The 25,803-nt window shown below is 64.5% G+C and carries 23 protein-coding genes; 7 read left to right on the top strand and 16 right to left on the bottom strand.

The annotated features are described in order from the left end of the window. Window positions 1-50: 50 nt before the first annotated feature. Window positions 51-467: a phosphatase PAP2 family protein gene (locus OKW26_RS13505; RefSeq protein ID WP_429353924.1), complete on the bottom strand. Its 417-nt coding sequence runs from the start codon at window positions 465-467 to the stop codon at window positions 51-53. A gap of 188 nt (window positions 468-655) precedes the next feature. Here OKW26_RS13505 and OKW26_RS13500 point away from each other — a divergent pair, with 188 nt between their 5' ends. Then, a complete protein-coding gene (locus OKW26_RS13500; protein ID WP_429353923.1) occupies window positions 656-1,603 on the top strand; it encodes a polyphosphate kinase 2 family protein in 948 nt (315 codons plus the stop codon). Window positions 1,604-1,648: 45 nt separating this feature from the next. Next, entirely contained in the window at window positions 1,649-4,402 is a 2,754-nt protein-coding gene (locus OKW26_RS13495; RefSeq protein WP_429353922.1) for an HAD-IC family P-type ATPase, read from the top strand. A gap of 20 nt (window positions 4,403-4,422) precedes the next feature. Here the strand turns inward: OKW26_RS13495 and OKW26_RS13490 are convergent, their stop codons facing one another. Beyond that, on the bottom strand, window positions 4,423-5,232 hold the full coding sequence (locus tag OKW26_RS13490; protein WP_090806167.1) for a class I SAM-dependent methyltransferase: 810 nt from the start codon (window positions 5,230-5,232) through the stop codon (window positions 4,423-4,425). 625 nt (window positions 5,233-5,857) lie between these two features. Here OKW26_RS13490 and OKW26_RS13485 point away from each other — a divergent pair. Together OKW26_RS13485 and OKW26_RS13480 are read left to right on the top strand one after the other, a co-directional pair. Further along, window positions 5,858-6,283, top strand: a complete 426-nt coding sequence (locus tag OKW26_RS13485) for a CopG family transcriptional regulator (protein WP_429353921.1) — start codon at window positions 5,858-5,860, stop codon at window positions 6,281-6,283. Window positions 6,284-6,328: 45 nt separating this feature from the next. Then, window positions 6,329-7,426, top strand: a complete 1,098-nt coding sequence (locus tag OKW26_RS13480) for an extracellular catalytic domain type 1 short-chain-length polyhydroxyalkanoate depolymerase (protein ID WP_429353920.1) — start codon at window positions 6,329-6,331, stop codon at window positions 7,424-7,426. A 253-nt stretch (window positions 7,427-7,679) separates the two neighbouring features. Here the strand turns inward: OKW26_RS13480 and OKW26_RS13475 are convergent, their stop codons facing one another. Further along, the gene (locus OKW26_RS13475) at window positions 7,680-8,882 is read right to left on the bottom strand and encodes an acyltransferase family protein (protein ID WP_429353919.1); all 1,203 of its coding nucleotides are present in this window, start codon (window positions 8,880-8,882) and stop codon (window positions 7,680-7,682) included. A 679-nt stretch (window positions 8,883-9,561) separates the two neighbouring features. Continuing rightward, complete coding sequence (locus tag OKW26_RS13470; RefSeq protein WP_429353918.1) at window positions 9,562-10,389, bottom strand: SDR family oxidoreductase; 828 nt, start codon at window positions 10,387-10,389, stop codon at window positions 9,562-9,564. Window positions 10,390-10,489: 100 nt separating this feature from the next. On the opposite strand from OKW26_RS13470, the gene OKW26_RS13465 reads away from it, so the two are divergent. Continuing rightward, window positions 10,490-11,404, top strand: a complete 915-nt coding sequence (locus tag OKW26_RS13465) for a LysR family transcriptional regulator (protein ID WP_429353917.1) — start codon at window positions 10,490-10,492, stop codon at window positions 11,402-11,404. 116 nt (window positions 11,405-11,520) lie between these two features. Here OKW26_RS13465 and mdcH read toward each other — a convergent pair whose 3' ends face one another. The 8 genes from mdcH to OKW26_RS13425 are packed head-to-tail and all read right to left on the bottom strand — an operon-like array spanning window position 11,521 to window position 18,608. After that, window positions 11,521-12,453 carry a malonate decarboxylase subunit epsilon gene (gene mdcH / locus OKW26_RS13460; protein WP_429353916.1) on the bottom strand — a complete coding sequence of 311 codons (933 nt, stop codon included), beginning with the start codon at window positions 12,451-12,453 and terminating at the stop codon, window positions 11,521-11,523. Then, window positions 12,453-13,151: a malonate decarboxylase holo-ACP synthase gene (locus OKW26_RS13455; protein ID WP_429353915.1), complete on the bottom strand. Its 699-nt coding sequence runs from the start codon at window positions 13,149-13,151 to the stop codon at window positions 12,453-12,455. The genes mdcH and OKW26_RS13455 overlap by 1 nt, the downstream gene beginning before the upstream one ends. Continuing rightward, window positions 13,151-13,972, bottom strand: coding sequence for a biotin-independent malonate decarboxylase subunit gamma (mdcE, locus tag OKW26_RS13450; RefSeq protein WP_429353914.1), 822 nt, complete (start codon window positions 13,970-13,972; stop codon window positions 13,151-13,153). Before mdcE ends, OKW26_RS13455 begins: the two co-directional genes overlap by 1 nt. Beyond that, window positions 13,969-14,853 carry a biotin-independent malonate decarboxylase subunit beta gene (locus OKW26_RS13445; RefSeq protein ID WP_429353913.1) on the bottom strand — a complete coding sequence of 295 codons (885 nt, stop codon included), beginning with the start codon at window positions 14,851-14,853 and terminating at the stop codon, window positions 13,969-13,971. The genes mdcE and OKW26_RS13445 overlap by 4 nt, the downstream gene beginning before the upstream one ends. Further along, window positions 14,850-15,173: a malonate decarboxylase subunit delta gene (locus OKW26_RS13440; protein WP_429353912.1), complete on the bottom strand. Its 324-nt coding sequence runs from the start codon at window positions 15,171-15,173 to the stop codon at window positions 14,850-14,852. Before OKW26_RS13440 ends, OKW26_RS13445 begins: the two co-directional genes overlap by 4 nt. Before the next feature lie 5 nt (window positions 15,174-15,178). Next, window positions 15,179-16,144, bottom strand: a complete 966-nt coding sequence (locus OKW26_RS13435) for a triphosphoribosyl-dephospho-CoA synthase (protein WP_429353911.1) — start codon at window positions 16,142-16,144, stop codon at window positions 15,179-15,181. Window positions 16,145-16,146: 2 nt separating this feature from the next. After that, the gene (gene mdcA, locus OKW26_RS13430; RefSeq protein WP_429353910.1) at window positions 16,147-17,817 is read right to left on the bottom strand and encodes a malonate decarboxylase subunit alpha; all 1,671 of its coding nucleotides are present in this window, start codon (window positions 17,815-17,817) and stop codon (window positions 16,147-16,149) included. A 20-nt stretch (window positions 17,818-17,837) separates the two neighbouring features. Continuing rightward, window positions 17,838-18,608 (bottom strand): GntR family transcriptional regulator, encoded by a 771-nt coding sequence (locus OKW26_RS13425; protein ID WP_429354238.1) that lies wholly within the window; start codon window positions 18,606-18,608, stop codon window positions 17,838-17,840. 205 nt (window positions 18,609-18,813) lie between these two features. On the opposite strand from OKW26_RS13425, the gene OKW26_RS13420 reads away from it, so the two are divergent. After that, window positions 18,814-20,112 (top strand): MFS transporter, encoded by a 1,299-nt coding sequence (locus OKW26_RS13420; protein WP_176078874.1) that lies wholly within the window; start codon window positions 18,814-18,816, stop codon window positions 20,110-20,112. Window positions 20,113-20,133: 21 nt separating this feature from the next. Here OKW26_RS13420 and OKW26_RS13415 read toward each other — a convergent pair whose 3' ends face one another. After that, window positions 20,134-21,066 carry a DMT family transporter gene (locus tag OKW26_RS13415; protein ID WP_187610185.1) on the bottom strand — a complete coding sequence of 311 codons (933 nt, stop codon included), beginning with the start codon at window positions 21,064-21,066 and terminating at the stop codon, window positions 20,134-20,136. Window positions 21,067-21,168: 102 nt separating this feature from the next. Between OKW26_RS13415 and OKW26_RS13410 the strand changes: the two genes are divergently transcribed. Next, window positions 21,169-22,026, top strand: a complete 858-nt coding sequence (locus OKW26_RS13410; RefSeq protein WP_090806141.1) for a LysR family transcriptional regulator — start codon at window positions 21,169-21,171, stop codon at window positions 22,024-22,026. 23 nt (window positions 22,027-22,049) lie between these two features. On the opposite strand, the gene OKW26_RS13405 is transcribed toward OKW26_RS13410, so the two are convergent. The 3 genes from OKW26_RS13405 to OKW26_RS13395 are packed head-to-tail and all read right to left on the bottom strand — an operon-like array spanning window position 22,050 to window position 25,792. Then, on the bottom strand, window positions 22,050-23,105 hold the full coding sequence (locus OKW26_RS13405) for an ABC transporter ATP-binding protein (RefSeq protein WP_429353909.1): 1,056 nt from the start codon (window positions 23,103-23,105) through the stop codon (window positions 22,050-22,052). A gap of 50 nt (window positions 23,106-23,155) precedes the next feature. Continuing rightward, a complete protein-coding gene (locus OKW26_RS13400; RefSeq protein WP_184069136.1) occupies window positions 23,156-24,760 on the bottom strand; it encodes an ABC transporter permease in 1,605 nt (534 codons plus the stop codon). Then, window positions 24,761-25,792 carry an iron ABC transporter substrate-binding protein gene (locus OKW26_RS13395; RefSeq protein ID WP_429353908.1) on the bottom strand — a complete coding sequence of 344 codons (1,032 nt, stop codon included), beginning with the start codon at window positions 25,790-25,792 and terminating at the stop codon, window positions 24,761-24,763. Window positions 25,793-25,803: the final 11 nt, after the last annotated feature.

Raw genomic sequence — 25,803 nt, 5'->3', positions numbered from 1 at the left:
AGCCGCGCCGCGTTCACGTTAGTCCGCGCGGCCGCTTCCGAGCGTCCAGCTCATGCCGTTCGCACCGGCATGGACCGCGAACTCGGCGCCTTCGCGGCTTTGCGCGTCGCCAGCAGGTGCATGCAGCGCTTGAGCGCTGCAATCGCCAGCGCACTGAGCAGCAGACCCGCAATCACATCGGCGAGATAGTGACCGCCTTGCGTCGGCGTCGACAGGATCATCGTCACGTTGAGAGGAATCGCAAACAGCAAAAGCCGTGGCATGCGACGCAGCGCAGAGATAAAGACAATAGCGGGTAACGCCCACCACTCCGCTGTTCCCCGTGTTCGTGTTCGTGGCTCGACATTGTGCTCGTCCATTTTTTTGTTGGCGCTGTCTGGTGAAGGATAAGCACAGGTAATGCCTATCGTCTGACGGCCTTGTCGCGACTGGGTCGACGGGGCCGACAGGCGGTGATCGACCGGCATGGCGGTCCGAAACGTGGCAGCGTTGAGACGTGTGTTTCCCGTCGCTACGCGGGTGCGCAGCGTCGTTGCCGATGAGCACGTTTCCGTCTGCGTGACCTATTATCAGAAAGAGTTGTGAACAGTACGACTGCGGTTGCGATGCAATCCGCGAATCGTGCAACTGAATGCAGATGCCGTGGAGAAGAGCGATGGTTCGCAGGGAAATACTCGACGCGCTGCGGGCATACACCGATCCGTTCCGCGTCACGAGCGGCAAAGATTTCTTTCTGAAGAATTTCGATCCCGGCGAGACGGTGGGACTCAGAATGCATAAGGAAGAGGCGCAGCAACTGCTCCAGCGCGGGTCGAAATGGCTCGCGATGGAGCAGGAGATCCTCTACGCGCAGGATTCCTGGTCCGTGCTGCTGGTGTTCCAGGCCATGGACGCCGCGGGAAAGGATGGGACGATCAAGCATGTGATGTCGCGCGTCAATCCGCAGGGGTGCGATGTCATCTCGTTCAAGCAGCCGTCGGATGAGGAGCTCTCCCACGACTTCCTTTGGCGCTATTCGAGGAAAGTGCCCGAGCGCGGGCACATCGGCATTTTCAACCGCTCGTACTATGAGGAGGTGCTGGTGGTGCGCGTGCATCAGCATCTGCTCCATGCGCAGAAGATCCCGCCGGCACGGGTCGGCAACAACATATGGGACGAGCGGCTCGCCGACATCGCGCGCTTCGAGGACTATCTGACGCGCCAGGGCGTGGTCATTCTCAAGTTCTATCTGAACCTGTCGTACGGGGAGCAGAAGAGGCGATTCATGGATCGCCTCGACAATCCCGACAAGCACTGGAAGTTTTCCGCAGCCGACGTTCGCGAGCGTCGCTACTGGAACGACTATATGCACGCCTATGAAGAGGCGATCCGCGCGACGGCCTCCGAAGCGGCTCCGTGGTTCGTCGTGCCCGCCGACAACAAACCTTTCACGCGCCTCATCGTCGCGGCCGCGATCGTCGAGGCCGTCGAGAAGCTCGACCTCGAATATCCGAAAGCCACGCAAGAGCAGATGAAGGATCTCGCCGCCGCGAGGGAGGAATTCGACGCTGAAGCGGTGGACGCGACGAGACCCGATCAACCCGGGGACGATCCAGACCATTGAGAGCGGCCCCCTGACCCGAAATCACTGGAACCGGGAGACACGAGGATGAGCTCAGTTGAGAGTGCGACGCCGTGGCATGCGATGCCGGCCGGTGACATCGAACGGCAGTTCAACGTCGATCCCGCGCAGGGCCTCGATGCATCGGAAGCGACCGGGCGGCTGGCCACCTATGGGCCGAACCGCCTCCCGCAGGGCAAGAAGAGGGGGCCGGTCGTACGCTTCCTGATGCAGCTCCACAACGTTCTGATCTACGTGCTGCTCGCGGCCGGTTTCGTCAAGTTGATGCTGGGCCTGTGGCTCGATGGCTCGGTCATTCTGGCCGTCGTCATCCTCAACTCGCTGCTCGGCTTCCTGCAGGAAGGACGCGCCGAGAAGGCGCTCGACTCGATTCGCAACATGCTGTCCGCGGAAGCGCGCGTGATGCGTGGCGGAGCGGTTCGCTTGATCCCCGCCGAGGAACTCGTTCCTGGCGACATCGTGCTACTGGAATCGGGCGACAAAATCCCGGCGGACATGCGTCTCGTCGACGCCAGGAACCTGCGCACGGAAGAAGCGGCTCTTACGGGGGAATCCCTCCCGGCCGAGAAGGGCACCGCGCCGGTACCCGCCAAAGCCACGGTCGGCGACCGCGAGAACATGGCGTTCTGCGGCACGATGGTCTTGTCGGGCCGGGCAACCGGCGTCGTGGTGACGACCGGGAGCCAGACGGAACTCGGCCGGATCAACCAGATGCTCGCCGAGGTCAGCGCGCTCGAGACGCCGCTGCTGCGCCAGATCAAGAAGTTCGGCTACGTCATCACGGCAGTGATCGCCGTTGTCAGCGTGCTGCTCTTCTCCTGGGGGCACTGGCTCGGACACATGACTTTCGTCGAGCTGTTCCAGGCCATCGTGGGGATTGCGGTATCGGTCATCCCGGAAGGCCTGCCGGCGCTCATCACCATCACGCTCGCCATCGGCGTGCAGCGCATGGCCCAGCGCAACGCCATTATTCGCCGCCTGCCGGCGGTCGAAACACTGGGCGCCGTCTCGCGCATCTGCTCGGATAAAACGGGCACGCTGACCCTGATGGAGATGATGGTGACCTCCGTCGTAACGGCCGAAGCGGCCTATGCCGTTACGGGCGACGGCTACGCCAGCGAAGGAGAGGTCAGTGCCGATGGCAAGCCGCTCGGCGCCGCGCCGGACGTGCTCAAGCTGATGGGCCGCGTGTCGCTGTTGTGCAACGACGCCGAGCTCTTCGAGGAAGACGGCAAATGGAAAGTGGAGGGTGACCCGACCGAGGGCGCGCTGTATCCGTTCGCTTCCAAGCTGGGCATGGACCGTGCCGCCGAGACGGCTGCCGCGCCGAGGATCGACGCGATCCCCTTCGAGTCCGAGCACAAGTTCATGGCGACGCTGAACCGTTCGACGGACGGCGAGATGCTGCTGGTCAAGGGCGCGCCAGAGGTGATCCTCGACCACTGCGACCGGCAGCAGACGGCGCAAGGCCCGGCGCCGCTCGATCGCGAGCACTTCGCGAGGGAGGGCGACCGGCTCGCCGCGCAAGGCGAGCGCGTGCTCGGGCTCGCGTGGCTGTCGGCCCCGGGCCTGCGTACGGGCGGCCTCGGGCCGCAGGACCTGCCGCGTACCCTCGTACTGCTCGGCCTCGTGGGCCTGATGGACCCGCCGCGCAAAGAGGCGATCGACGCCGTGCGCGAATGCCACGGCGGCGGCATTCGCGTGACGATGATTACGGGCGACCACAAGATCACGGCGGCGGCAATCGCAAGAATGCTGGGCATCGGCGACGGCAAGACCGCCGTGTCCGGCACCGAGATCGAGGCGATGAACGATGCGGCGCTGCAGGAATGCGTGCGCGGCGTCGACGTGTTCGCGCGCGCGAGTCCCGAGCACAAGCTGCGGCTCGTCAAGGCGATCCAGGCGAACCGGCAGATCGTCGCGATGACGGGCGACGGCGTCAACGATGCGCCGGCGCTCAAGAAAGCCGACATCGGTGTCGCGATGGGGATCAAGGGCACCGAGGTGACGAAGGAGGCGGCGGGCATGATCCTCGCCGACGACAATTTCGCGTCGATCTCCGCGGCGGTGAAGGAAGGGCGCACGGTCTACAACAACATCGAGAAAGCGATGCTGTTCATGCTGCCGACCAATGTCGCGCAAGGCGCGGTGATCGCGGTGGCGATCCTGTTCTCCTTCACGCTGCCGATCACGGCGCCGCAGATCCTGTGGGTCAACATGGTTACTTCCGTCGCGCTCGGCCTGACCATTTCGTTCGAGCCGCACGAGGCAGACGTGATGCGCCGCTCGCCACGCGCAATCGACCGGCCGATCGTCACGCGCTTCGGCATCTGGCGCATCCTGTTCGTCGGCGCGGCGCTCGTGATCTATACGCTGTCCACCTTCTTCTGGATGAAGTCGCAAGGGGCGTCGGATCAGATGGCGCGCACGGCCGCGGTCAACGCCATTACGCTGGGCCAGGTGTTCTATCTGCTCAACATCCGGTATCTGCTCGATTCGTCGCTGTCCGTGCGCGCCCATACAGGCAATCGCTATCTCTGGTACGGAATAGCCGGCGTCGTGGTCTTGCAGCTTCTGTTCACCTATACGTTCCCGTTCCATGCCGTTTTCCACACCGAGGCTCTGCCCTTGTCGGCGTGGGGGTGGCTCGTAGGTGGTGGCGTCCTGTTTTTCCTCGTGGTGGAGATCGAGAAGCTCGTTTTCCGGCTCACCCCTGCATTGAGAGGATTTGTGACGTCGCAACAGGAGGGCGCGGCCTTGCCCAATGATCCCGCGAGGTAGGCCGCCTTGGCGGCCGCCTGCTACATCTCATGCACGCGGCGGAGGATGAAAAACAGATTAGCCGAGACTGCATTCACGATCGGTATCCGCTCGAAAGGCCGGTTCAGCTTCATGCCGATATTGGCCAGGGCGTTGAGCGCTCCGCCGCCCTTTATGCCTTTTGCGAAGGTGGGAAAGACCTGGTGATAGCCGCATTCTTCCAGTACGAATCCCGACCTGAGAAACAGGCGCTTCGCGTCGCTGAGACTGTACAGCCGATTATGGCCCGTGTACTTTTTCATGACTCTGCACGCGTTTTCGGTCACCGATAAGCGGTTAGGTAAAAATGTGATTATCAGCAAACCGTCGTTTTTCAGCACGCGCCATAGCTCATCGAGGCTCTTTTGCTCGCGGGCCACGTGCTCGAGTACACCGCTTCCGATCACCACATCGAATTGATTGTCTTCGTAGGGCAGCAGAAATTCATGATCGAGCGATGCGAAAGATAACCCGGCGTACTCATGGAATTCCGCGAATTGCCCATCCTTGCAGATGTCGCAGCCATATATATCGATGTCATGGTAGAGCGTGCGAAGCATGCACGAATCCGGCGCGTGCCGGCATCCCCAGTCGAGCACTTTCATGCCACGCTTGATATACGGTGCGTAAATTTCGAACGCGCGCACGTGGCGATCGAGACTCGCGTTGTTGGCAATGACCGATTGCACATAGTCCCGGTATTCACCATCGCTACGATGTGCAATGTAGTCCTCGCAAAGCTTGGCATAAGTCGCCTTGACCTGCTGCAATTCATTGCTCGGGATCGTTTCAGTGTCGATGGGTTTATGCATATCTCCCTCATGGCGGTGCGAACGATACGACGAATTTCAGGCTCTACCGGGCCAGTATGCTGGGAATCCTTGGTCCATGTTGAGGTCTGCGCAATCCGTTTCCGCAGTACCGGCTTTCGCTGCCCGAGTGACATCGGGGTTGAGAGGTTCGCGGGATGTTGACCACTCCGATTTTGAGCGCTGATGGACTGCGTTTGGCGAGACCTGCGGCAGCAACTTACCTGGAAAAAGCCGAGATGGTGAACGGGTTCAAGTTTTGAAGGATAGCAGTTGAATTTGTCAAAACTGGTCGGGGAACCTCTCCATTTCGCGCCTTATTCTGATGGTTTTGCGCCTTGACGCTCATCCGTTGTGTTCGAGCGAACATCAGTGCCAACCTCCCGTTGCTCGGCTGTCTTATTCAGCGTTAACTTAACAATGCGGTCGAACAGCGCGATGTGCGTCCTCCAACCGGCCAGTACGTCGTAGCTATCCCTGTGCGCATCGACCGGCGATAGCGCTCTATCTAGCCCCCACGACCAGCGATGCGGCGAGCCCAGAAGGCGTCTCGACCCCAAATTTTTATGTTGCGGCGCATCTAAAACCATCCTATAACCATCCACATGGATGGTGCAAGGATGGTGCGATGAAGAAACCCGCGGTAGTGGACACCCCCCGCTCGAAAGGCGGCGACTCGGAAAAAATCACGATCAACCTCGGACCGGTCGACCTCGGGCAGATCGACCTGCTGGTTGAAGAAGGCTTCTATGCGAACCGGACCGACCTGATCCGAACGGCGATTCGCAACCAGCTCGCGCTACATGCGCGGGTCGTCCAGGAAACGGTTGCGCGTCGTTCGCTCGTGCTCGGGCTGCAGCATTTTTCCAGGCAGGATCTCGAGGCGATTCGAGCCGCGCGCGAGCGTCTCAACATTCAGGTCCTGGGATTGGCCAGCATTGCCGCCGATGTCTCCCCGGAACTCGCGCTCGCGACTATCGAAAGCGTCGTGGTGCTGGGAGCCTTTCACGCTTCGCCCGCAGTCAAGACGGCGCTTGCCGGCAGAATCCACTAGCCGCGCGAGGCCCACCCCCTCAACACCGGTAATCGGACAAACGTGATGAAACTCAACGAAGGCTTTCTGAACTCAATGCACGAAGCGATGACTTTGCTGCGTACCCGCGGCGTTGCCGAAGCGACAGAAGCGATACAACGCGCACTGCGAGGGGAAAGCGTCGGTGCAGTGAACGAAACTGCGTCGCGGGACAAGACGCCAGAGCCCGTTGTCTTCCCGTTTGCAAAGACAAAGGAAGCGACCGCGCACAAGGCGCGAGAAGACTGCCTTGACGTGGAGGAACGAGGACATTTCATCACGCTTGCGTATGCGAATGCCGCCGGTCGCCGTCAATATCGGCTGTATGTGCCGGCGGGGGGCGCCGGCGAGCCGCTGCCACTGATTGTGATGCTGCACGGCTGCACGCAGGACGCCGACGATTTCGCAGCAGGCACGCAGATGAACGCGCTTGCCGAGCGGCATCGATGTCTTGTAGCTTATCCGGTGCAACCGCGGCAGGCGAATCCGTCGAAGTGCTGGAACTGGTTCAAACCTGACGATCAGCATCGCGAGCGCGGCGAGCCGTCGCTGATCGCAGGCATCACGCGCGAAATCATCTCGGCCCACAACGTCGATCCTGCGCGCGTGTACGTCGCGGGGATGTCCGCGGGGGGCGCGATGGCGGCGATCATGATCGCCGAGTATCCCGAACTGTATGCCGCGGTCGGCGTGCATTCCGGTCTTCCGGCACGGTGCGCGCACAATTTACCCTCCGCGCTCGCGGCGATGAAAGGCGGCAAGCACCCCCGAAACGCACGGCGCGTGCAAGGCGATACAGACTTGTCACCGAGACGGCCCATGATCGTCTTTCATGGTGACGCGGATGCCACCGTGCACGTAGCGAATGCCACGCGGCTCGTGCAGAGGTTCGACGCGCGGCCGGACGCCGGCAGCGAACGGCGTCGGGTCGACGCGGGCCGGCGCGCCTGTACCGTCTCGCGGCTGGTTTCCGGCGACGGTATCGACGCCGAGTTGTGGACCATTCATGGCGCAGGGCACGCTTGGGCAGGCGGCAATGCACGAGGCAGTTATACGGACGCTACTGGTCCGGATGCGAGTGCCGAAATGCTGCACTTCTTTCTTGATCATCCGCAACGACAATAGTGCAGGCCTCTCATGTGGTTACTATGATTGCGACGGAGTGGCGTCCGCTGTGCATGTAGAGCAAGTCCGCTTGCTCAACTGCATATAAAGGCTGCCCGATGAATCACTTCCGGTTGAATCCGCCGCCATTAACCGGTCGCTCGTGCGCCGACGATTCACGTTGCTCGGACTGTCGCGCGATTGGGCAAGATGAGGCTTTCAACCCGCAGATATATAGCTTTCAGCAAGACATCCACAAGCCGGGGCTTCTCTGTCAGTCCCGCTCAGACGGGCGCCTGCTTGCGACGCTTGGTGAGTTGCCAGTGGTAGACGCGCGCGAAGACCGTTCCTTGCCCGCTGCGTAGAGGATTCGGCCGAGGCGTTCCCCGGGCCGTTCGACATAACGGCGCGAGAGCGCTGCCACGAAGATCGTTGTGCAAAGGGCGAAAACGGTGAGAACGAGCAGAGACGCCAACGGATGCGCGCGTACCTGTGTCGTTCCGAAACCCTCGACGACTAGCGGCGTTAACGCGAACAGAATTGGGAAATGCAGCACATAGATGCTGTAGGAGATGTCGCCGATAAATGCGAACGGCCCGGCTTCAAGTGCCTGCATCGACCTGCCGCTGTGATACAGGCAATATACGGCAACGAACGCAACCAGCATCTCGACGTTCTCGGCGGCTTTCATGTCTATACCGAGCCGGTTCGCGGCCATCTGCGAGAACAACAGCGCAATCAATGCGATGGTAGCTGTGATGCGGTATGGAACATCGCCCGCGCGCGGCAGGAAGGGAATGGCGGCGCCGACTCCGAAGGCTAACGCATAATGCATACAAAACACCCGCGGGATCGGTAACAGGGCCAATAGGGAAACACAAGCGAGCAACGCCAACCGCTTGCGTGGATGCCGGGCAAGCAGATAGATAACTGGAAATGCAAAAGAGTAGAACAACTCGACGCGCAAGGTCCAAAGCGGCCCGTTCAGGTGTACGTAGAGCCCCAGCATGGAGAGCGCGATGAGTTTTGCGGTAGGTGGGGAAGGGTAAGCTTGCCATGCTCCCCACCCGCTATAAAGCCCAGAGTCCAACGCCTGGGGTGATCGAATCAAATGCCAGAGACATAGCGTCAGTACAATTGAAGCCCATAAGGCTGGGTAGATTCTGAAAAAGCGCCGCACATAGAACTTTTTAACCGGCAGCCCTTGATGCGTTGGTTCATTTGACAGCGACACAGCAAGCACGCACGCGCTCAACACGAAAAACATCTGAACGGCGCCCGACGCATTGAACAAGCCGCCAATGAATCGATACGACGAGAGGACTGAAGGATCGTTGGCAAAAAGGTGCGGCCAGTCAAGGATGCTCCACACGTGCGCCATAACAACAATCAGGCATGCGATACCGCGCAACGAAGTGAACACTTCGATATTCTTCCGCGCATTGGCGGGACGGACTGACACGACGGCGTTAGTCATAGGCAGGGCCTAGCCTCCACATAGCATGCCCTTGTTTTATTGTTTGCGGGCGATCCGACCGAGGGATTCAAAGAAGCTCACCCAAGGATAAGACGATAGGTCAGACAAGATTGCCGGATCGTCGAAAACACTCTACGGATTGGCGTATTCAAACGACTGGCGCATTCAACAGGCGACTTATCAGGCAACGTCCGCTGTCCGCGAAGTTGCGACCTTGCCGTGATGGGCTTGACCCTCCATAACAGGTCGGACGAGGCGGATGGCTCTTCTTCCGGCGGTCGCTGAACTGTATGAGAGGCTTGCAATAAGGCGGATACGGCGGTTGCGCTTGCGAACTGGCTTTCACACCCAAGGCCCGATTGGTCGGCCCGAGTTACATAGCCGAGTCGCAGAGCGGGATACAACGACGCGGCCGGCCGTAGTCGCCTCGGTAGCGGTCATTTACGATGGAACAGTTCCAGTGACCGCTGCGGGTCGAAAGCCGGCGTAAAGGACACGCGGGATTCAGAGGGCACTTGCGTGTCGATCTGGGGCGTTCGCGTCAACTACGGACCGGCCACATCTGCTCCCTTGGTTGACGAAGTGTTCGGCTGTTCGAATCTCTTCATCCCTTGGAAGTCATCCTTCAGAAACGTCGCTTGCGCTACGTTTCGGGGCCATCGAGTGGCTCGCCATCTGGCTATCCACGCTCCATCACCGACAACGCGATCTCCTTCTGCGCCTCGAGACTCGCGAGTTGCTTTGTCAGCGACGCACGTATCGATTCGTACGCAGACTTGCCCAGCGCAAGCCGTAGCGGAGGGGACGGGCTGTCGATCGCGCTGATCATTGCGTCGACAGTTTTCGCCGCATCCGCAAAATCGAAATAGCCAGCGTCGAGTGCGCACCGGATTTCACCGACGGGCGTGTCGTCGTACACGCGCATCGGCGCCGCGCGGTCGAGACCCGCGCCAAAGTTGGTGCGCGTAGGACCGGGCTCCATGATCACGAAGTCGATGCCGAACGGTCCGACTTCTTGCGCGGCAGCTTCGACGAAACCCTCGATTCCCCATTTCGTCGCGTGATAAATGCTAAAAGCCGGATAGCCGATTCGGCCGCCTTCCGACGACACCTGCACGATCCGTCCGCCGCCCTGTTCCCGCAGACGCGGAATGACCGCGCGTATCAACTGGATCGACCCAGTCAGATTCGTCTCGATCTGCCGTGCAATCTGGGTGTCGTCGAGCTCTTCGGCCGCGCCGAACAGCCCGTAGCCCGCGTTGCTGACGACGACGTCGATGCGCGCGAGCGCAGCAAATGCCTGCGCTACAGCGGCTCTGATTGCATCGACGTTCGTCAGGTCGCAAGTGACGACCTCCAGTCGATCGCCGTGTTGCTTGCGCAGATCGTCCAATGCGCCGGGTCTGCGCAGCGTCGCGACAACGCCGTCGCCGCGTGCCAGCAGCTTCTCCGTCAGCCCACGCCCCAGCCCGCTCGATGCGCCCGTGATCAGCCAGTTCTTCGTCATGCTCATGCTCCGTTGGAAGGATCAGGAGTTCATGCTAGAACAATGGAATTCGTCGGAGAAGCCAGGCCGATCGGCATGATGTGTTGAAGGAAATTCACCAATGGGCAAACCGACTCTCAACGATTTGCAGGCGTTCATGCTCGTCGCCGCGCGGCGGAGCTTCGTGCAGGCCGCAGGCGAACTGGGCGTGTCGCGTTCGGCGCTGAGCCATGCGATGCGCGGACTCGAGAACGATCTGGATGTGCGCTTGCTGCACCGGACCACGCGCAGCGTATCCCTGACAGAAGCGGGGGAGCGTCTGCTTGCACGTCTGCGCCCTGTGCTGAGCGATCTCGATCACGTGCTCGACGATGTCGCGCGGGAAGATGAGGCGCTTCGCGGCACGCTGCGCATCAATGGAAGCGACGGGGCGATCCGTCAACTGCTCCAGACTGTCGTGCCGCGCTTTCTGGCGATGTATCCGCGGATGGAGCTGGATCTCGTCTCGGACGGACGTTTCGTCGATATCGTCGCGGAAGGCTTTGATGCAGGCGTAAGGCTCGGTGAAGCGGTACCCAAGGACATGATCGCGGTACGGGTCAGCGAGGATTCACGCTTTGTTGCAGTGGCGTCGCCGCGTTATCTGCGCAAGCATGGCCGGCCTGCCGTGCCGGACGAATTGCAGGCCCATCACTGCGTCCGGCAACGTCTGCCCAGTGGCAAACGCTATCGATGGGAGTTTGCGCGTCACGGTCAGGCCTTCACGATAGATCCGCCCGGCGCGCTCACGATGGACAGCAATGCGTTGATGATCGAAGCGGCACTGCGGGGACTCGGTATTGCATACGTACCCGAGCCGTATGCGCGCGACGCGATGGCACGCAAGCGGCTCGTTGCGGTGCTGAGTGATTGGTGCCCGCTCATTCCCGGACTGTTTCTCTATTTTCCCGGAAGCCGACATATTCCCGCCGGGTTGCGGGCATTCATCGAGCTGGTGCGGCAACTGCCCGGCAGCGTGTCCGAGCCGTCGAGGTAGCTTCCGCGAATCAGCAAGAGCGACCATTCGCCGACGCCGGCTTGCGAGCGGCGTCTGGCCGAAGCTCCCAGACGCCCCTGGCCCTGCCGCATTCGCACACCGCAAAGCACACCCCGTCAGCCACGCTCCAACCGCCTGCGTACCGTCCCCACCAACCTGTCGAACGGCAATGTACTCGCAGCCAACGCACTGACCGCAGAAAAATTCTCCCTCACGATATCTGTCAACACCTGCCCCGGCGGCGCCTCGACCAGCACCTGCGCGCCCATTTCCTGCATCACGGTGAGCGCATCGAACCAGCGCACGGTGTAACGCATATTGGTCGCAAGATCCTCGCGAATCGCATCGGCCGTATATAACGGGCGTCCACCGCGATTGCCGATATAAACCCCGCGCGGTCTTTCAACATGCAACGTGCGCGAGTACGCCAGCAGTTCGTCGCTCGCACGCGCGAGCAATTCGCAATGCGAGGGCACGCTGACCGCGAGCCGCGTGGCCTTGCGCGCGCCGGCCGCGAGTGCGCGTTCGATGAACCCGTCGAGCGCATCGTCCGCGCCGGCCATCACGATCTGGCGCGGTGCATTGACGTTGCCGATATACACGCGTTGCCGTTGCTCCGCGGCCTGCTGTGCAACGAGCGTTTCCGCCTGCTGCTCGCTCAAGCCGGAGACGGCCGCGAGACCATAGCCCGCCGGATAAGCGGTTTCCATCAGCTCGGCGCGTCGCTGCACCATCTTCAGCGCGTCGCGGAACGCCACCGCGCCACAACTGACCGCCGCCGCATACGCGCCGATCGACAGTCCCGCGCTGATCTCCGCCGCCAATCCTTCATCGGCGAGCGCGCGCATGATCGCGACGCCCGCGACGGTCAAGCCCAGTTGCACCGCGACCGTCGAATCGAAAGCGTCGGCTGAGTCGAGCGTCAGCACGTCGATGCCAAGTGTGTCGGAGGCTTCAGCGAGCGTGTCCTGTACCGCGCGATGCTGCGGCAGTCGATGCAGAAAGCCTTCGCTCTGCGCACCCTGGCCGGGGAACAGAAGCGCGAGCATCAGGCAATGCCATTGTGAGCAACCGCTGCCCACGGATCGGCGATCAAGCGGGGGCCGCTCGCATCGCGGGCAAGCACGCGCGCCTTGCCCGCGGCCCATTCAGCGAGCGCCACGCCACCCGCGGGCGTTTCGAGTTGCGCATCGATGCGGATACCGATATGCGCCGCGAGCGTTTGCAGTTGCTCCAGCAAAGCACTCGCGACATTCAGCGCCAGCGGTTGCGGCACGCGGATCAACAGATCGAGGTCGCTGGTTTCGTTGACAGTCGGCACGTGCGTCGCCAGTTCAAAGCCGGTGCTGCCAATAGGTCCCCAAGCGAATCCACCAAGCGGACCGCCCGAATCACGTTGCAACGAAAGCAGTGTAACGAACGAGGGCAATGCATCACGCCCAGCATCGGCTTGCGTCTGCGCGAGCGATTCCGGCGGCACGGCACCGACGATATCGTCCGCATGCACCCATGTGCCGTAGCGTTGCGCTCGCTTCGCACCGCGTACGCCGATCGCGACGAAACCGTCAGCGGCGAGCGCGCGTCGGACGACCGCATACGGCGCGCGCTCGAACGCGTCGCGAACCCACGCTGGTTCGTCATCGGGCGAGTCCAGCCGCCGCAAGCCCAGCAGATCATGCGGCCGCCACCGCGCGTCGCACGACGTGGCGTGCACGGTGGAGAAGGGCGCAGCCGCACACACGCGCATCACACGGCATCCCATTGTTCGGCAAGACGCCGCCGCACCTCGATCGACGCCGCGCGAGTCTGCCGCGCCGCCGCCGATTCCAGCCGACGCGCGAGCGTACGATCCCCCTCGCGCGCGCTGCGAATCTGCTCGACCAGCACCGTGCGCACGCGCTCGATCTGTGCCGTGTCGGGCGCGTCCGCGTCGATGCCTTCGATCAACTGATCGAGCAGCCCCAACTTCGCGAACGACGCCATCGAATACGACATCGGCACGATCGTGTCGCCGAGTTCGTCGAGTTCTTCGACCGTGCGGCGCGTGACGCGCGCGGCCGCTTCCTTGCCCATCGCGTGGACCATCGTGCCGGGCGCGTCGAGCGCGACGATGCGGTTCGCCTGATAGCCATGCGCGAGGAACGCGCCGGACATCGCCGGACCGACTATCAGCGCGATCACCGGATGGCCGGCGTCGCGCGCGCTCGCATAGGCGTCGACGGCGGCCGCGCAGGCGAGGTGGATGCCGAGCATTTCCTCGCGATAGCCGTACGCCTGGCTCTTCACGTCGACGATCGCGACGATCGGGCGGCGCGTGCCGGCGTCCACACCCGCATCCGCTTCGATCGCTTCACGCACCGCGCGCGCGAGTTGCCAGCCTTGTTCGAGCCCGACCACGTTGGTGGTCGCGCGCGGAAAACGGTTCGCGGGATCGGGCACGACCGTGATGAAGCGCGCGGTGTCGCGGCCGAGCGGCGCGTCGCCGCTCCAGACGGGCGCCGCGCTCGACGATTCGCCGGCAAGTGCATTGAACCAGCGCGCGCCGCGCGTGAGTGTCGTGTCGTTCATGCCTGCTCCTTGTTCGACGCATCGCGCCCTTGCGGGTTGTACACATCACGCAGCGTCTCGGGCGTGACGCTCGCCGGATCGATCCGCGCGAGCCTCTGCAAGAACATGTCGACCTGCTCGCTGCGATGCGTGGCCGGCACGCCTTGCGCGAACGCGGCGCGTACGGCGGCGCGCACGGCCTCGGCATCGTCGTCGACGAGTGTGTCGGCGAGCGCGCTCGCGACGCGCTGCTCGCCGCCGATCAGTTGCCATACGCGACGGCGATCGCTCGCATCGAGTTCTTCGATACCGGCTTCCTGTTCGATTACTTCAGGTCCGTTCATGCCGAGCCGTCCCTGCTTCGTCACGATCAGATACGAGCACAGCGCGGCCGCGAGCGACATGCCGCCAAAGCAGCCGACCATGCCCGCGATCACGCCGACCACCGGCACGCGCCGGCGCAGCGCGACGATCGCCGCCTGAATCTCGGCGATGACCGCAAGCCCAAGGTTCGCTTCCTGCAACCGCACGCCGCCGGTCTCGAACAGCACGACCGGGCGCACGAGCTTGCCACGCTCGCAGTCGCGTAGCGCCATCTCGAGCGCCGCGGCGATCTTGCTGCCCGACACTTCGCCGATGCTGCCGCCCTGGAACGCCGATTCGATCGCGGCGACTACGGCCGGTTCGCCGTCGATCGTGCCGCGCGCGATCACGCAGCCGTCGTCGGCCTGGCAGACGATACCCTGCAAGGGCAGCCAAGGCGACCCGATGCGATCGAACGGTCCGAGCAGTTCGCGGAAGCTGCCCGCGTCGAGCACCGAGCGGGCGCGCTCGCGCGCGGGCAGTTCGATGAAGCTTTCGCGCAGCAGCGGCGCGCTATGTACGCTGGCGCTCGTGCTCATACGCTGTCTCCTTCCTCGGCCGCTTCGACCGCTTCGGCGAGCCGCAACGCGACCACGCCCGGCGTCGCGCCGAAGTCGTTGATCTCGATGTGCGCGGCGCCGTCGTAGCGCGTGAAGAAGCGGTCGAGCACGCTCTTCCAGATGTTGCTATAGCCGTCGACGCTGGTGCGCACCACCACGTGCGCGGCGAGCGCCGAACCGCCTGGATCGGCGGCGGCAGGCGACAGCAGCACTTCCAGATCGCCCGAGCCGACCACGCCGACGTGCGCGCGGGTCGTGACGGCGCGTTGCGCCGGATAGTCGAAGGTCAGATGTTCCATGAGGCTCAGCTCCGGCTGGCGTCGCGATGCGCCAGCATGTCGAGAAAGAGGGTGGCGGCGAGCAGATCGGCCGCGCCGCCCGGCGATGCGTTCAGCGACAGCAGTTCGCGTTCGAGCGCGTCGAGCGCGACGCGGCCCGCGGCTGTCGAACTGCCGCCCGCGTCGAGCACGCGTCGCGCGCCGCGCTGCCCCGCATGCAAGCCGGCGAGTCCCGCGCGATGCAGCAGGCAGGTATCGTCGAGCGTGCTCATGATCGCGAGCAACGCATCGATGCGCGCGGCGTTTTCGTCGAGGCCGCGCGCGCGGGCCGCGTGCAATGCCGGCAGACCGACGTCGAGCGCGTGCGGAAAGCCGTCCTGCGCTTCGCGCCGCGCGCCGCCGACCTGATAGCGTCGACGCGCGCGTTCGCCGTGGCTATCGGACGAAGCGGCGAAGCGGTCCGGGAAGCAGGCGATCTGCGCGGCCAGCGTGCATATGCGCGAGGTATCGACACGGTTGGGACCGCCAGGTCTGTGCGCACGCATGGAGGAACTCGAAGCCGTTTCGAGCGCGACGCCCGCAACCAGCAAGCCGATGATCCAGATCGCGCCGCGGTGCGCATTGCTCCCTCCCGTCGCCTGCATCATCTCCTGTTCGCCCGCGCGGCCGATCTGCGCGAGCTCGGCGCGCAGCAGCGCCGAGGGTTCGCCGCGGCGGCGCGCCGTGCGCGCCAGCGCCGCGAAGGTCGGTTCGAGCGCGTGCGCGGAGCGCCGCATGATCGCGAGATCGAGGTCGCGATGCGCGCCGCTGCCGCGCCGATCGACGAGCGCGGGCTTCGGCGTGAGCTCCGCCTCGTCGATCAGCGCGGTGATCGCGTCGCGCGCGAGTTGCGCGTCGGAAAACGGCGCGACCGGCGACCTGCCACATGCATCGCGTAGGACCGAAGCATGCGGCGCGTCCAACCGTTCAGGAAGAACAGCAGCGGACGCCATCGTCACCAGCTCCGGAAGCGCGCGGGCGGCGCGTACAGTCCGCCCGACCACGTGACCAGATCGTCGATGCTGCGCGCCGCGAGCAGCGAACGCTTCGCGTCGCCGCGCCGGATGCCGAGATCTTCCGGATACGCGACGATGCCGCGCCGGCGCAATTCCGCGGTTTTCTCGGGCTTCGCGCGCAGACCGATCGGCGTGACACCGGCCACCGCCGCGACCGCCGCGCGCCGCTCGTCGATGCCTTCGGCCTTGTGCAGATGCGCGATGCCTTCCTCGGTGACCACATGGCTCACGTCGTCGCCGTAGATCATCACCGGCGCGATCGGCATGCCGTTTTTCGCGCCGACCGCGACCGCGTCGAGTTCATCGACGAAGGTCGGCTCGCCGCCTTTCTTGTACGTTTCCGCGAGTTGCACCACGAGCTTCTGGCCACGCGACACCGCGCCGTCGCCCTTCAACAGCTTCAGCCACGCCTCGCTCGAATGACGCCGGCCGCGCGGATCGTGGCCCATGTTCGGCGCGCCGCCAAAACCGGCGAGGCGTCCGCGCGTGACCGTCGACGAATTCGCGTCCGCATCGATCTGCAGCGTCGAGCCGATGAACAGGTCGACGCCGTATTGCCCGGCCAACTGGCACAGCACGCGGTTCGAGCGCAGGCTGCCGTCGTTGCCGGTGAAGAACACATCGGGACGCGCCTCGATATACGCCTCCATGCCGACCTCGCTGCCGAAGCAATGGATGCTGTCGACCCAGCCCGATTCGATCGCGGGGATCATCGTCGGGTGCGGATTGAGTGTCCAGTTGCGGCAGATCCTGCCCTTCAGACCGAGCGATTCGCCGTAGGTGGGCAGCAGCAGTTCGATCGCCGCGGTATCGAAGCCTATGCCGTGATTCAGCGACGTGACGCCATACGGCTCGTAGATGCCGCGTATCACCATCATCGCGGTCAGCACCTGCAAGTCGCCGATATGACGCGGATCGCGCGTGAACAGCGGCTCGACCGCGAACGGCCGGTCCGCCTGCACGACCACGTCGACCCACGAGCCCGGAATGTCGACGCGCGGCAATTCGTCGACGATCTCGTTGACCTGCACGATCACGATGCCGTGACGGAACGCGGCGGCCTCGGCGATCGTCGGCGTGTCCTCGGTATTCGGGCCGGTGTACAGATTGCCATGACGGTCGGCCTTGTCCGCGCACAGCAGTGCAACGTGCGGCGTCAGGTCGACGAACATGCGCGCATACAGCTCGACATACGTATAGATCGCGCCGATTTCGAGCTGGCCGTCTTCGAGCAGTTGCGCGACGCGCAGACTCTGCGGCCCCGCGAACGAGAAATCGACCTTGTGCGCGATGCCGCGCTCGAACAGCGTCAAGTGCTCAGGACGACTGATGCTCGAAATCAGCAGATGCACGTCGTGCAGCTTGTGCGGATCGACCGTGGCGAGCGAGCGCGACAGGAAGTCGGCCTGCTTCTGGTTGTCGCCTTCGAGCGCGACGCGCTCGCCGGGCTGGATCAGCGTTTCGAGCGCATCGACGATGCGGTGCGTGGGCAGCACGCCGTCTTCGAGCCACGGCGCGATGGCCGCGAGGCGGCGGTTCTTTTCGTCGCGCCGGGTCGTCCACGAGCGGACAGTGGACCGCGATGCGGCGGCTTCGGCGGGGTGTTTCATCGGCTCGGTCATCGGTTCGATCAGCTCCCGGTGGTGACGCGCGGGCGTCGGCCGCGCGGCTTCGGTTGATGCGCAAGCGCTTCTTCGCGCGCGCGCTCGGTCAGGAAACGATGCAGAAGCTCGCCGGTGCCGAGCAGATGCGCGACCACCAGCGACTGCGCGGTCGCGATATCGCGGCGCTCGACGGCATCGAGCAGCGCGGCGTGCTCACTGTCGGACTCGCCCTTGTACGACGGCAAGCCGAACTTCAGGCGCAGATAGCGTTCGCCGCGCCGGTGCAGCAAGCCGATCATGTCCTCGAGCTGCGGCCGGCCGGCGGGCGCATAGAGACACATATGGAACGCGGCATTGCGCGTGACGTATAGCGACGGATCCTCTTCGCGCTCGGCAGCGCGGCACAAGTCCCTGGCTTCGCGCAGCGTCGCGGCGGTGTGATTCGGAATCGCAAGGCCGAGCGCGAGACTTTCGAGCGCCGAGCGGATCTCGTAGATCTCGCGCGCTTCGTTGGCGGACAGCGGCGCGACGCTCGCGCCTTTATGGACCGCCGCGCGTGCCCAGCCTTCGCTTTCGAGCTGGCGCAGCGCCTCACGCACGGGAATCGCGCTGACCGAGAAATGCCGGGCAATCGCGTCCTGGCGCAACGGGGCGCCAGGCGCGAGCGTGCCGTCGACGATCGCCGCGCGCAGCGCCTCAGCAATCATGTGCGAGGTGCTTTCGCGCGGCGCGGCGGCCGGAAGAAACGAACCGGACATGGCGGCGTCCAGGGGAAAACCTTCAGTTGCGTCGGTCATAGTATCAAATATTATATATAAAAAGACGCGCATTTCAGCGCGGGCAAACCCGGAAGTCTTGAACCACATTCCAGGCAGGTGCTCGCGCCGTCCTCCGAATGAGTTGTACGAGGACATCGCCGATCAATCAACGTCGTCGAGCCATCCCCAAGCGCGCCCGTCCCTTTCTTCGTTACGTTCAACTATCGTAGGCCGGAGGAGCATGATGAATACAGTAACCGACCGACGAGCGGTCGCGCGTCAGCGCACACCGCTCAATCGTTCGCAGATCGCAGGGTTCTGGGGAGCGTGGGCCGGCTGGACGCTCGACGGCATGGACTCGTTCATTTACGCGCTGGTGCTCACGCCCGCGCTGACCGAGCTGTTGCCGCGTTCGGGCTTCGCGGCGACGCCGTCGAATGTCGGCCTCGCGGGATCGATCCTGTTCGCGCTGTTTCTGGTCGGTTGGGGACTGTCGTTCATCTGGGGACCGCTCGCCGATCGCTTCGGCCGCACCAAGGTGCTCGCCGCCACCATCTTCACGTTCGCGATTTTCACCGGGCTCGCCGCGACCTCGACCAATGTGTGGCAGCTCGGTATTTTTCGCTTCATCGCGGGCGTCGGGATCGGCGGGGAATGGGCGCTGGCGGGCACCTACGTTGCCGAGGCGTGGCCGGAGGATCGTCGCAAAATGGGCGCCGGTTATCTGCAGACCGGCTACTACGCGGGCTTCTTCCTCGCGGCTGCGCTCAATTACACGGTCGGCGTGCATTTCGGCTGGCGCGCGATGTTCCTGACCGGCGCGGTACCGGTCGTCGTCGCGATTCTGATTCTGCTGCGCGTGAAGGAGCCGGAGAAGTGGCAGAAAGCCGACGCAAAGACGGTGCGCGTGAAGCCGTTGCGCGAGATCATGGGGCCGGCTTACCGGCGTCGCACGTGGGTCGCGTGCATTCTGCTGACGATCGCGATCATCGGGCTGTGGGCGGGCGCCGTCTACGAGCCGTCCGCGGTGATCCAACTGGCGGCGCGCGCCGGCATGTCCAAGGGCGATTCGATTCGCACCGCGTCGCTCGCGACCGGCTTGCTGTCGATCGGCACGATCCTCGGTTGTCTCGCGCTGCCGCCACTGGCCGAGCGCATCGGCCGCAAGATGACGCTCGCGGTGTACTTCGCGGGGATGGCGGTGTCGATCGCGGCGAGCTTCGGTTGGGCGTTCTATCTGCCGAACGGGCTCGCGCCGTTCATCGCGTGGCTGTTCGTGCTGGGCTTTTTCGGCGGCAACTTCGCGTTGTTCAGCCTGTGGCTGCCCGAGCAGTTCGAAACCCGCGTACGCGCGACGGCGTTTGCGTTCTGCACGTCGTTTGGACGCTTCGTCGGCGCCGGCGTCAACTTTCTGCTCGGCGCGGCGGTGCTGCATATGCAGACGCTCGGCGTGCCGATCGCGTTGACCGCGCTCGTGTTCGTGCTCGGCCTGTTCGTGATTCCGTTCGCGCCGGAGACGAAGGGCGAGACGCTGCCGCAGTAAGAACCGGGCGGGCGGCGCGCTTTACTTCGCGTGACTGCGTGCCCGCCCACCCGGATGCAGCAGCGTCAGCAACGGCCAGCCGAGATTGACGCCGAGACTCGCGGCGACGATCAGCGCCATGCCCGCCAGTTGCGAGAGCGACAGCGCACGGCCATACACGAGCGCATCCACGACGATCGCGGTCAGCGGATAAACGAACAACAGCACCGCGATCACTGGCGTGCTGAGCTTGGGCAGCGCGCCGTAAATCAGCACATACGACAATCCCGTGTGCAGCACGCCCATGCCGATCAGCCAGAACCACTGCATCGGACCGATATGCGTGAGCGTCAAAGGCGCGATGAGCGGCGCGATCAGCGGCAGGCAGATCACGCCGACCGCGCATTGCGTGAGCGTCAGCAGATGCGGGCGCATTTCGCCGAGACTCTTCGCGATCAGCGTGACGCTCGCATACAGCAGCGAGCCGAGCAGCGCTTCGCTCAAGCCGATCAGATAGCTGCTGTGGCCTTGCAGGTTTCCGGCCGCGATCACGCCCGACGCGAGCACGAGCCCGACGAACGCCGTCGCGATCCAGCCGAGCCGGTCCGCGCCGAGCCGCTCGTTAAAGAGCGCCGCGCCGATCAGCACGACCCAGAACGGCTGCACATGAAACACGACGGTCGCGACCGCGATGCTGGTGCGATGAATCGCATCGAAAAAGCCGACCCATTGCGTGACCATCAGCACGCCGGAAATCAGCGCGAGCGCGACCGTGCGGCGCGTGAACTGCGCGCGCGTGAAAAAGCCCTTCCACGCGCAATAGGCGGCGAGCGAGAGAAAGCCGAACAGGCAGCGGAAGAACACGAGCGTCAGCGCATCGAGCCGCGCCTCCTCGACGAAAACGCCGATCGTGCCCATCAGCAGGCCGCCGCTCGCCAGCGTGATCGCGCCTTGTTGACGTGAGGTGAGGGACATGCGCAACGACTCCGAAACATGATGCTTGCGAGTATTGCGCCGCTTGCGACCTGTTCACAAACGAATTAAATTGAGCAATTCCATAAGCCCGGTTGATAAATCGTGAACCCTGAATTCGACGTCGATCTGTTGCGCAGCTTCGTCGCGGTCGTGGAGGCGGGCAGCTTCACGAAGGCGGCGGCGAGCGTGCATCGCTCGCAGGCGGCGGTCAGCATGCAGATCAAGCGGCTCGAAACGATGCTCGGCACGACGCTGTTCGCACGCAACACGCGCAACCTGTCGCTGACGCGGCCCGGCAGTACGCTGCTCGAATACGCGCGGCGCGCGCTTGCGTTGCAGGAGGAGGCGTGGTCGGCGATCGTGCGGCCCGAGGTGACCGGGCGGGTGGTGCTCGGCGCGCCGGACGACTATGTGTCGTCGCTGCTATCGCCGGTGTTGCGGCGTTTCGCGACGCTGTATCCGCGCGTCGAGATCGAGATCGTCTGCGCGCAGAGCACGGCACTCGCGCCAATGCTCGCGGACAACAAGATCGACCTCGCATTCGTCACGCGCGACCGCAGGATGCGCGGCGAATTCGTGCGCAGCGAACCGATGGTGTGGGTGGGGGCGTCGGTCGATACCCCGGTGCTGAAGGCCTCGCCGTTGCCGGTGGGGTTGTACGAGCCGGGCTGCGTCGCGCGCCAGCACACGCTGGCTGCGCTGGATGGCGCGCGCATCCGTTATCGCGCGGCGTTCAGCAGCGCGAGCCTGATGGGGCTCGTCGCGACCGTGGATGCCGGTTTGTCGGTGATTGCGCTGACGCGGTGCAGCGTGCCGCCGCGGCTCGCGATACTCGGCGACGCGCAAGGGCTGCCGAGAATCGCGCCGCTCGAAATCGTGGTCGCGCGCAGCGCGAAATCGGATCGGCCGACCTGCGATTATCTGGCGCAGCAGATGGTGCAGGATCTGTCGCTGCGGTAGCCGAGCGTGCCAGCCTTAGCCGTTCAGGCGCGCGAATAGGCGGTCACTTCACCCTCGACCGCGAGCCGCACGCGCTCACCCGGACGCGGGCACAGATAACCGGGCACGCGCGCGCGCACCATCGCCCGCGTCGCGGACTGCAATTGCAGCGCGACGCTTGCGTCCTGCCCCTGGAAGATCACGTCAGTGACGAGCGCGTCGTGCGCGGCGCCTGTGCGCGCGGTTTCATCGGCGCGCAGCAGGCGGATCTGCTCGGGACGCACCATCACGTCGACCGCACCGTGGCCGACGGGCGCGACCAGTGCGAGTTCGCCGAGCTCGCAACTCGCGCGATCCTGTTGCGCGATGCCCGGCAACAACACCGCCTCGCCAATGAACGACGCAAGCTCGCGCGTCACCGGCCGGCGGTATAGCACTTCGGGCGTCGCTGTCTGGATCAGCCTCCCGTTCCACAGCACCGCGACCTCATGCCCGAGCGACAACGCCTCGGACTGATCGTGCGTGACCAGCACGGCAGTCGCGCCGGCCGCGGCCAGCGCACTTGCGACCGCCTGGCGCGTTTCGACGCGCAGCGCGGCGTCGAGCGAGGAGAACGGCTCGTCGAGCATGATCAGCGTCGGCGTGGGTGCGAGCGCACGGGCGAGCGCGACACGTTGCTGTTGACCGCCCGACAGTTGCTGCGGCGCGCGCTCGCCAAAATGCGCGGGCAGGCCGACCAGCTCCAGCAACTCAGCGACGCGATGGCGCGCGCGGCGCTGCGTGCGTGGCAGACCGAACACGATGTTGTCCGCGACCGACAGATGCGGAAACAGCGCGCCTTCCTGCGGCACGTAGCCGATGCGGCGTTGCTCCGACGGTACGTGCAGGTTGTCGCCGACGACGCGCCGGCCATCGATCTCGACGCTGCCGCCGTCCGCGCGCTCGAAGCCGCACAACAGGCGCAGCAGCGTGGTCTTGCCGCTGCCCGAGGGCCCCAGCAGCGCGAGCAGCGTGCCGCGCTCGACCGAGAGATCGAGGCCGTGCAGCACCGGGTGACCGTCGAACGATTTCTGCAGTCCGCGGATACGAAGTTCGCTCATGAAAATCCGAAGTAGTCGAACAAAAGCAGCGATGAAAAAGCCGGCGCGTGTCAGCCGCGCTCGCCGAGCAACGCCGAGCGGCCGAGCAGCGCGAACAGCAGCCCCGACGCGCACAGCGAGATGCCGGTCAGCAGCGCCGCATATGGCGCGGCCGCGGCGAACGCCATCGTCGACGTGTCGGCCCACACCTGCGTCGCCAGCGTTTGCGTGTCGAGCGGCGACAGCAGCAGCGTCGCGTTCAGTTCGGTGACGACCGAGATGAACACCATCGCCGCGGCAGCGCCGAGCCCGGGGCCCGCGAGCGGCAGCACGACGCGCACGAGCGTCTGCGTCCAGTCAAGGCCGAGCGCGCGCGCGGTTTCCTCGAGGCGCGGCTGCGCCTGCATGAATGCCGCGCGCACGCTGACGAGCGCGACCGGCATGAACAGGATCGCGTAGGCGACGATCAGCAGCGTCGCGCTTTGATAGAGCGGCTGCAGCGCATGCACGGCGAGCGAGACGATCGCGAGCGCAATCACGAGCCCCGGCACGCCCTGCGCGAGAAACACGGTGCGCTCGAACAGCGTCGCGAAACGCGTCGGATAACGCACCAGCAGAAACGCGAGCGGCACCACGAGCAACGTGGTCAGCGCGGCGGCCGCGAGGCCGAGACCCAGCGACGAACACGTCGCGTTCCACAGCAGTTCGGGCGATACGTCGGCCGGCGTCACGGCGGCCGCGCCCGGCTGCGTGAGCCAGAAGCCGATCATGCCGAGCGGTACGCCGAGCGTCGCAAGCGTCAGCAGCGCAAAGCCCGCGACGACGAGCCAGCGCCACCCGCCGAGCTCGTAGCGCAACACCGCGCGGCGCGTGCCGCGATCGACGCGCTCATAGCGCGCTGCACCGCGCACGCGAAACTCGAACGCAAGCACGACGAGGCAGATCACGATCAGCAGACACGCGAGCAGCGATGCACCGCCGCCGTCGAAGCTGGTGCGATATTCCGCGTAGATCTGCGTGGTGAACGTATGAAAGCGCAGCAGCGTGAACGCGCCGAATTCCGATAGCACGCCGAGCGCGACGAGCAGCATGCCGCCCAGCAGCGCCGGCCGCAGTTGCGGCAGCACGACGCGCGCGAAACTCGTCCAGCGGTTGCAGCCGAGTGCGCGCGCGCTTTCTTCGAGTGCCGGGTCCATGCCGCGCAGCGCGGCGGCGACCGGCAGATAGACGAGCGGAAAATACGCGCAGGTCAAGACCAGCAACGCGCCGTTGAAGTCCTGCAAGTCCTCGCTCAAGGACACCCACGCATAGCTCGAAATGAAGGCCGGCATCGCGAGCGGCGCGGCGCACAGCACGGCCCACGCGCGCCGTCCGGGAAGATGCGTGCGCTCGACGAACCACGCGGCGGCCGTGCCGATCACCGCGCAAACGAGGGTAGTCGTGACGGTGATCAACGCCGTATTGACGAGCAGCTCGCCAACGAGGGGCCGCCAGATCAGATCGAGCGCGTCGCCGATGCCGAAGCTCGCCGCGCGCCAGAACGTAAACGCAATCGGCAGCAGCACCAGCAAAGCGCTGAGTGCTGCCGCCGCAAAAAGGCCGCGAGGCGCGCGCGTCCGGCCGCGCGCCGGGGCTGGGGGGACAGCCGGCGGACCGGCTGACAGTGCTTCGCTCATTTACAGCAGGCCTGCCTGACGTAGCAGCTTGCCGGCCTGGCTATCGTCGCCGAGCTGCTGGATCGTCAGCGTGGGCGGAGTCAGTTCGGCAAACGGCTTGAGGATCGGGTCCGGCGCGACACCCGCGTGCAGCGGATATTCGAACATCACGTGGCTGTTGGCCATCAGCTGCTGTGCGCGTTCGCTGACCAGATAGGCGAGAAACTTCTGCGCGCCGTCCGCGTTGTGCGCGGACTTCAGCACGCCCGCCCCCGATACGTTGACGAGCGCGCCGGCGTCGCCGTGGCCGAAGTGATAGATCGCGCTGCGGGTTTTCGCATCGCCGATTTCCGCATGCAGACGCGACCAGTAATAGTTGTTGATCAGACCGGCCGCGACCCCGCCGCGATTGACCGCGGCGACCACGCCTTCGTCATCGTCGAAGATCTGCGAGTTGGCTTTGAGACCCTTCAGCCACGCGAGCGTCTGCTCTTCACCCTTCAGGGCCAGCACCGCGCTCACGAGTGGCAGGAAGTCGGCGTCGCTCGGCGCGATGCCGACCTTGCCTTTCCATTCAGGCTTCGCGAGGTCGAACACCGATTGCGGCAGTTGGGACGGCTGCAGCTTCGTCGTGTTGTATGCGAGCACGCTCTCGCGCGCGGTCACGGCGACCCATACACCGCTCGGCGAATTGAAACGTGCCGGCACCGCGCGGAGCGTCGCTTCGTCGACCTTCGCGAGCAGCCCCTTTTCCTCGAGCAGCATCAGCTCCGGCGAGTTCTCCGTGAAGTACACGTCGGCGGGCGAGGCCGCGCCTTCCGCGACGATCTGCGCGGCGAGCGCCGGGCCTTCGCCGTTGCGCACTTTCACCGAGATGCCCGACTGCTTTTCGAAGTCCTTTGCGAGCAGATTGACGACCTGCTCGTGCTGCGCGTTGTACAGCGTGATCGACGCCGAGTGAGCCGCCGACGGCATCGTCGCGAGCGCGGTGAGCGACAGCGCGGCCATGCTGCCGAGCGCGCGCAGACGGGTGGCAAACCAGGAATGAGCCATGTTGCAGAAGT

Source organism: Paraburkholderia sp. 32, assembly GCF_050435345.1.
Classification (GTDB): domain Bacteria; phylum Pseudomonadota; class Gammaproteobacteria; order Burkholderiales; family Burkholderiaceae; genus Paraburkholderia; species Paraburkholderia tuberum.
The sequence above is the reverse complement of the archived record's forward strand: the minus strand, read 5'-3'. Positions and strand labels throughout refer to the sequence as shown.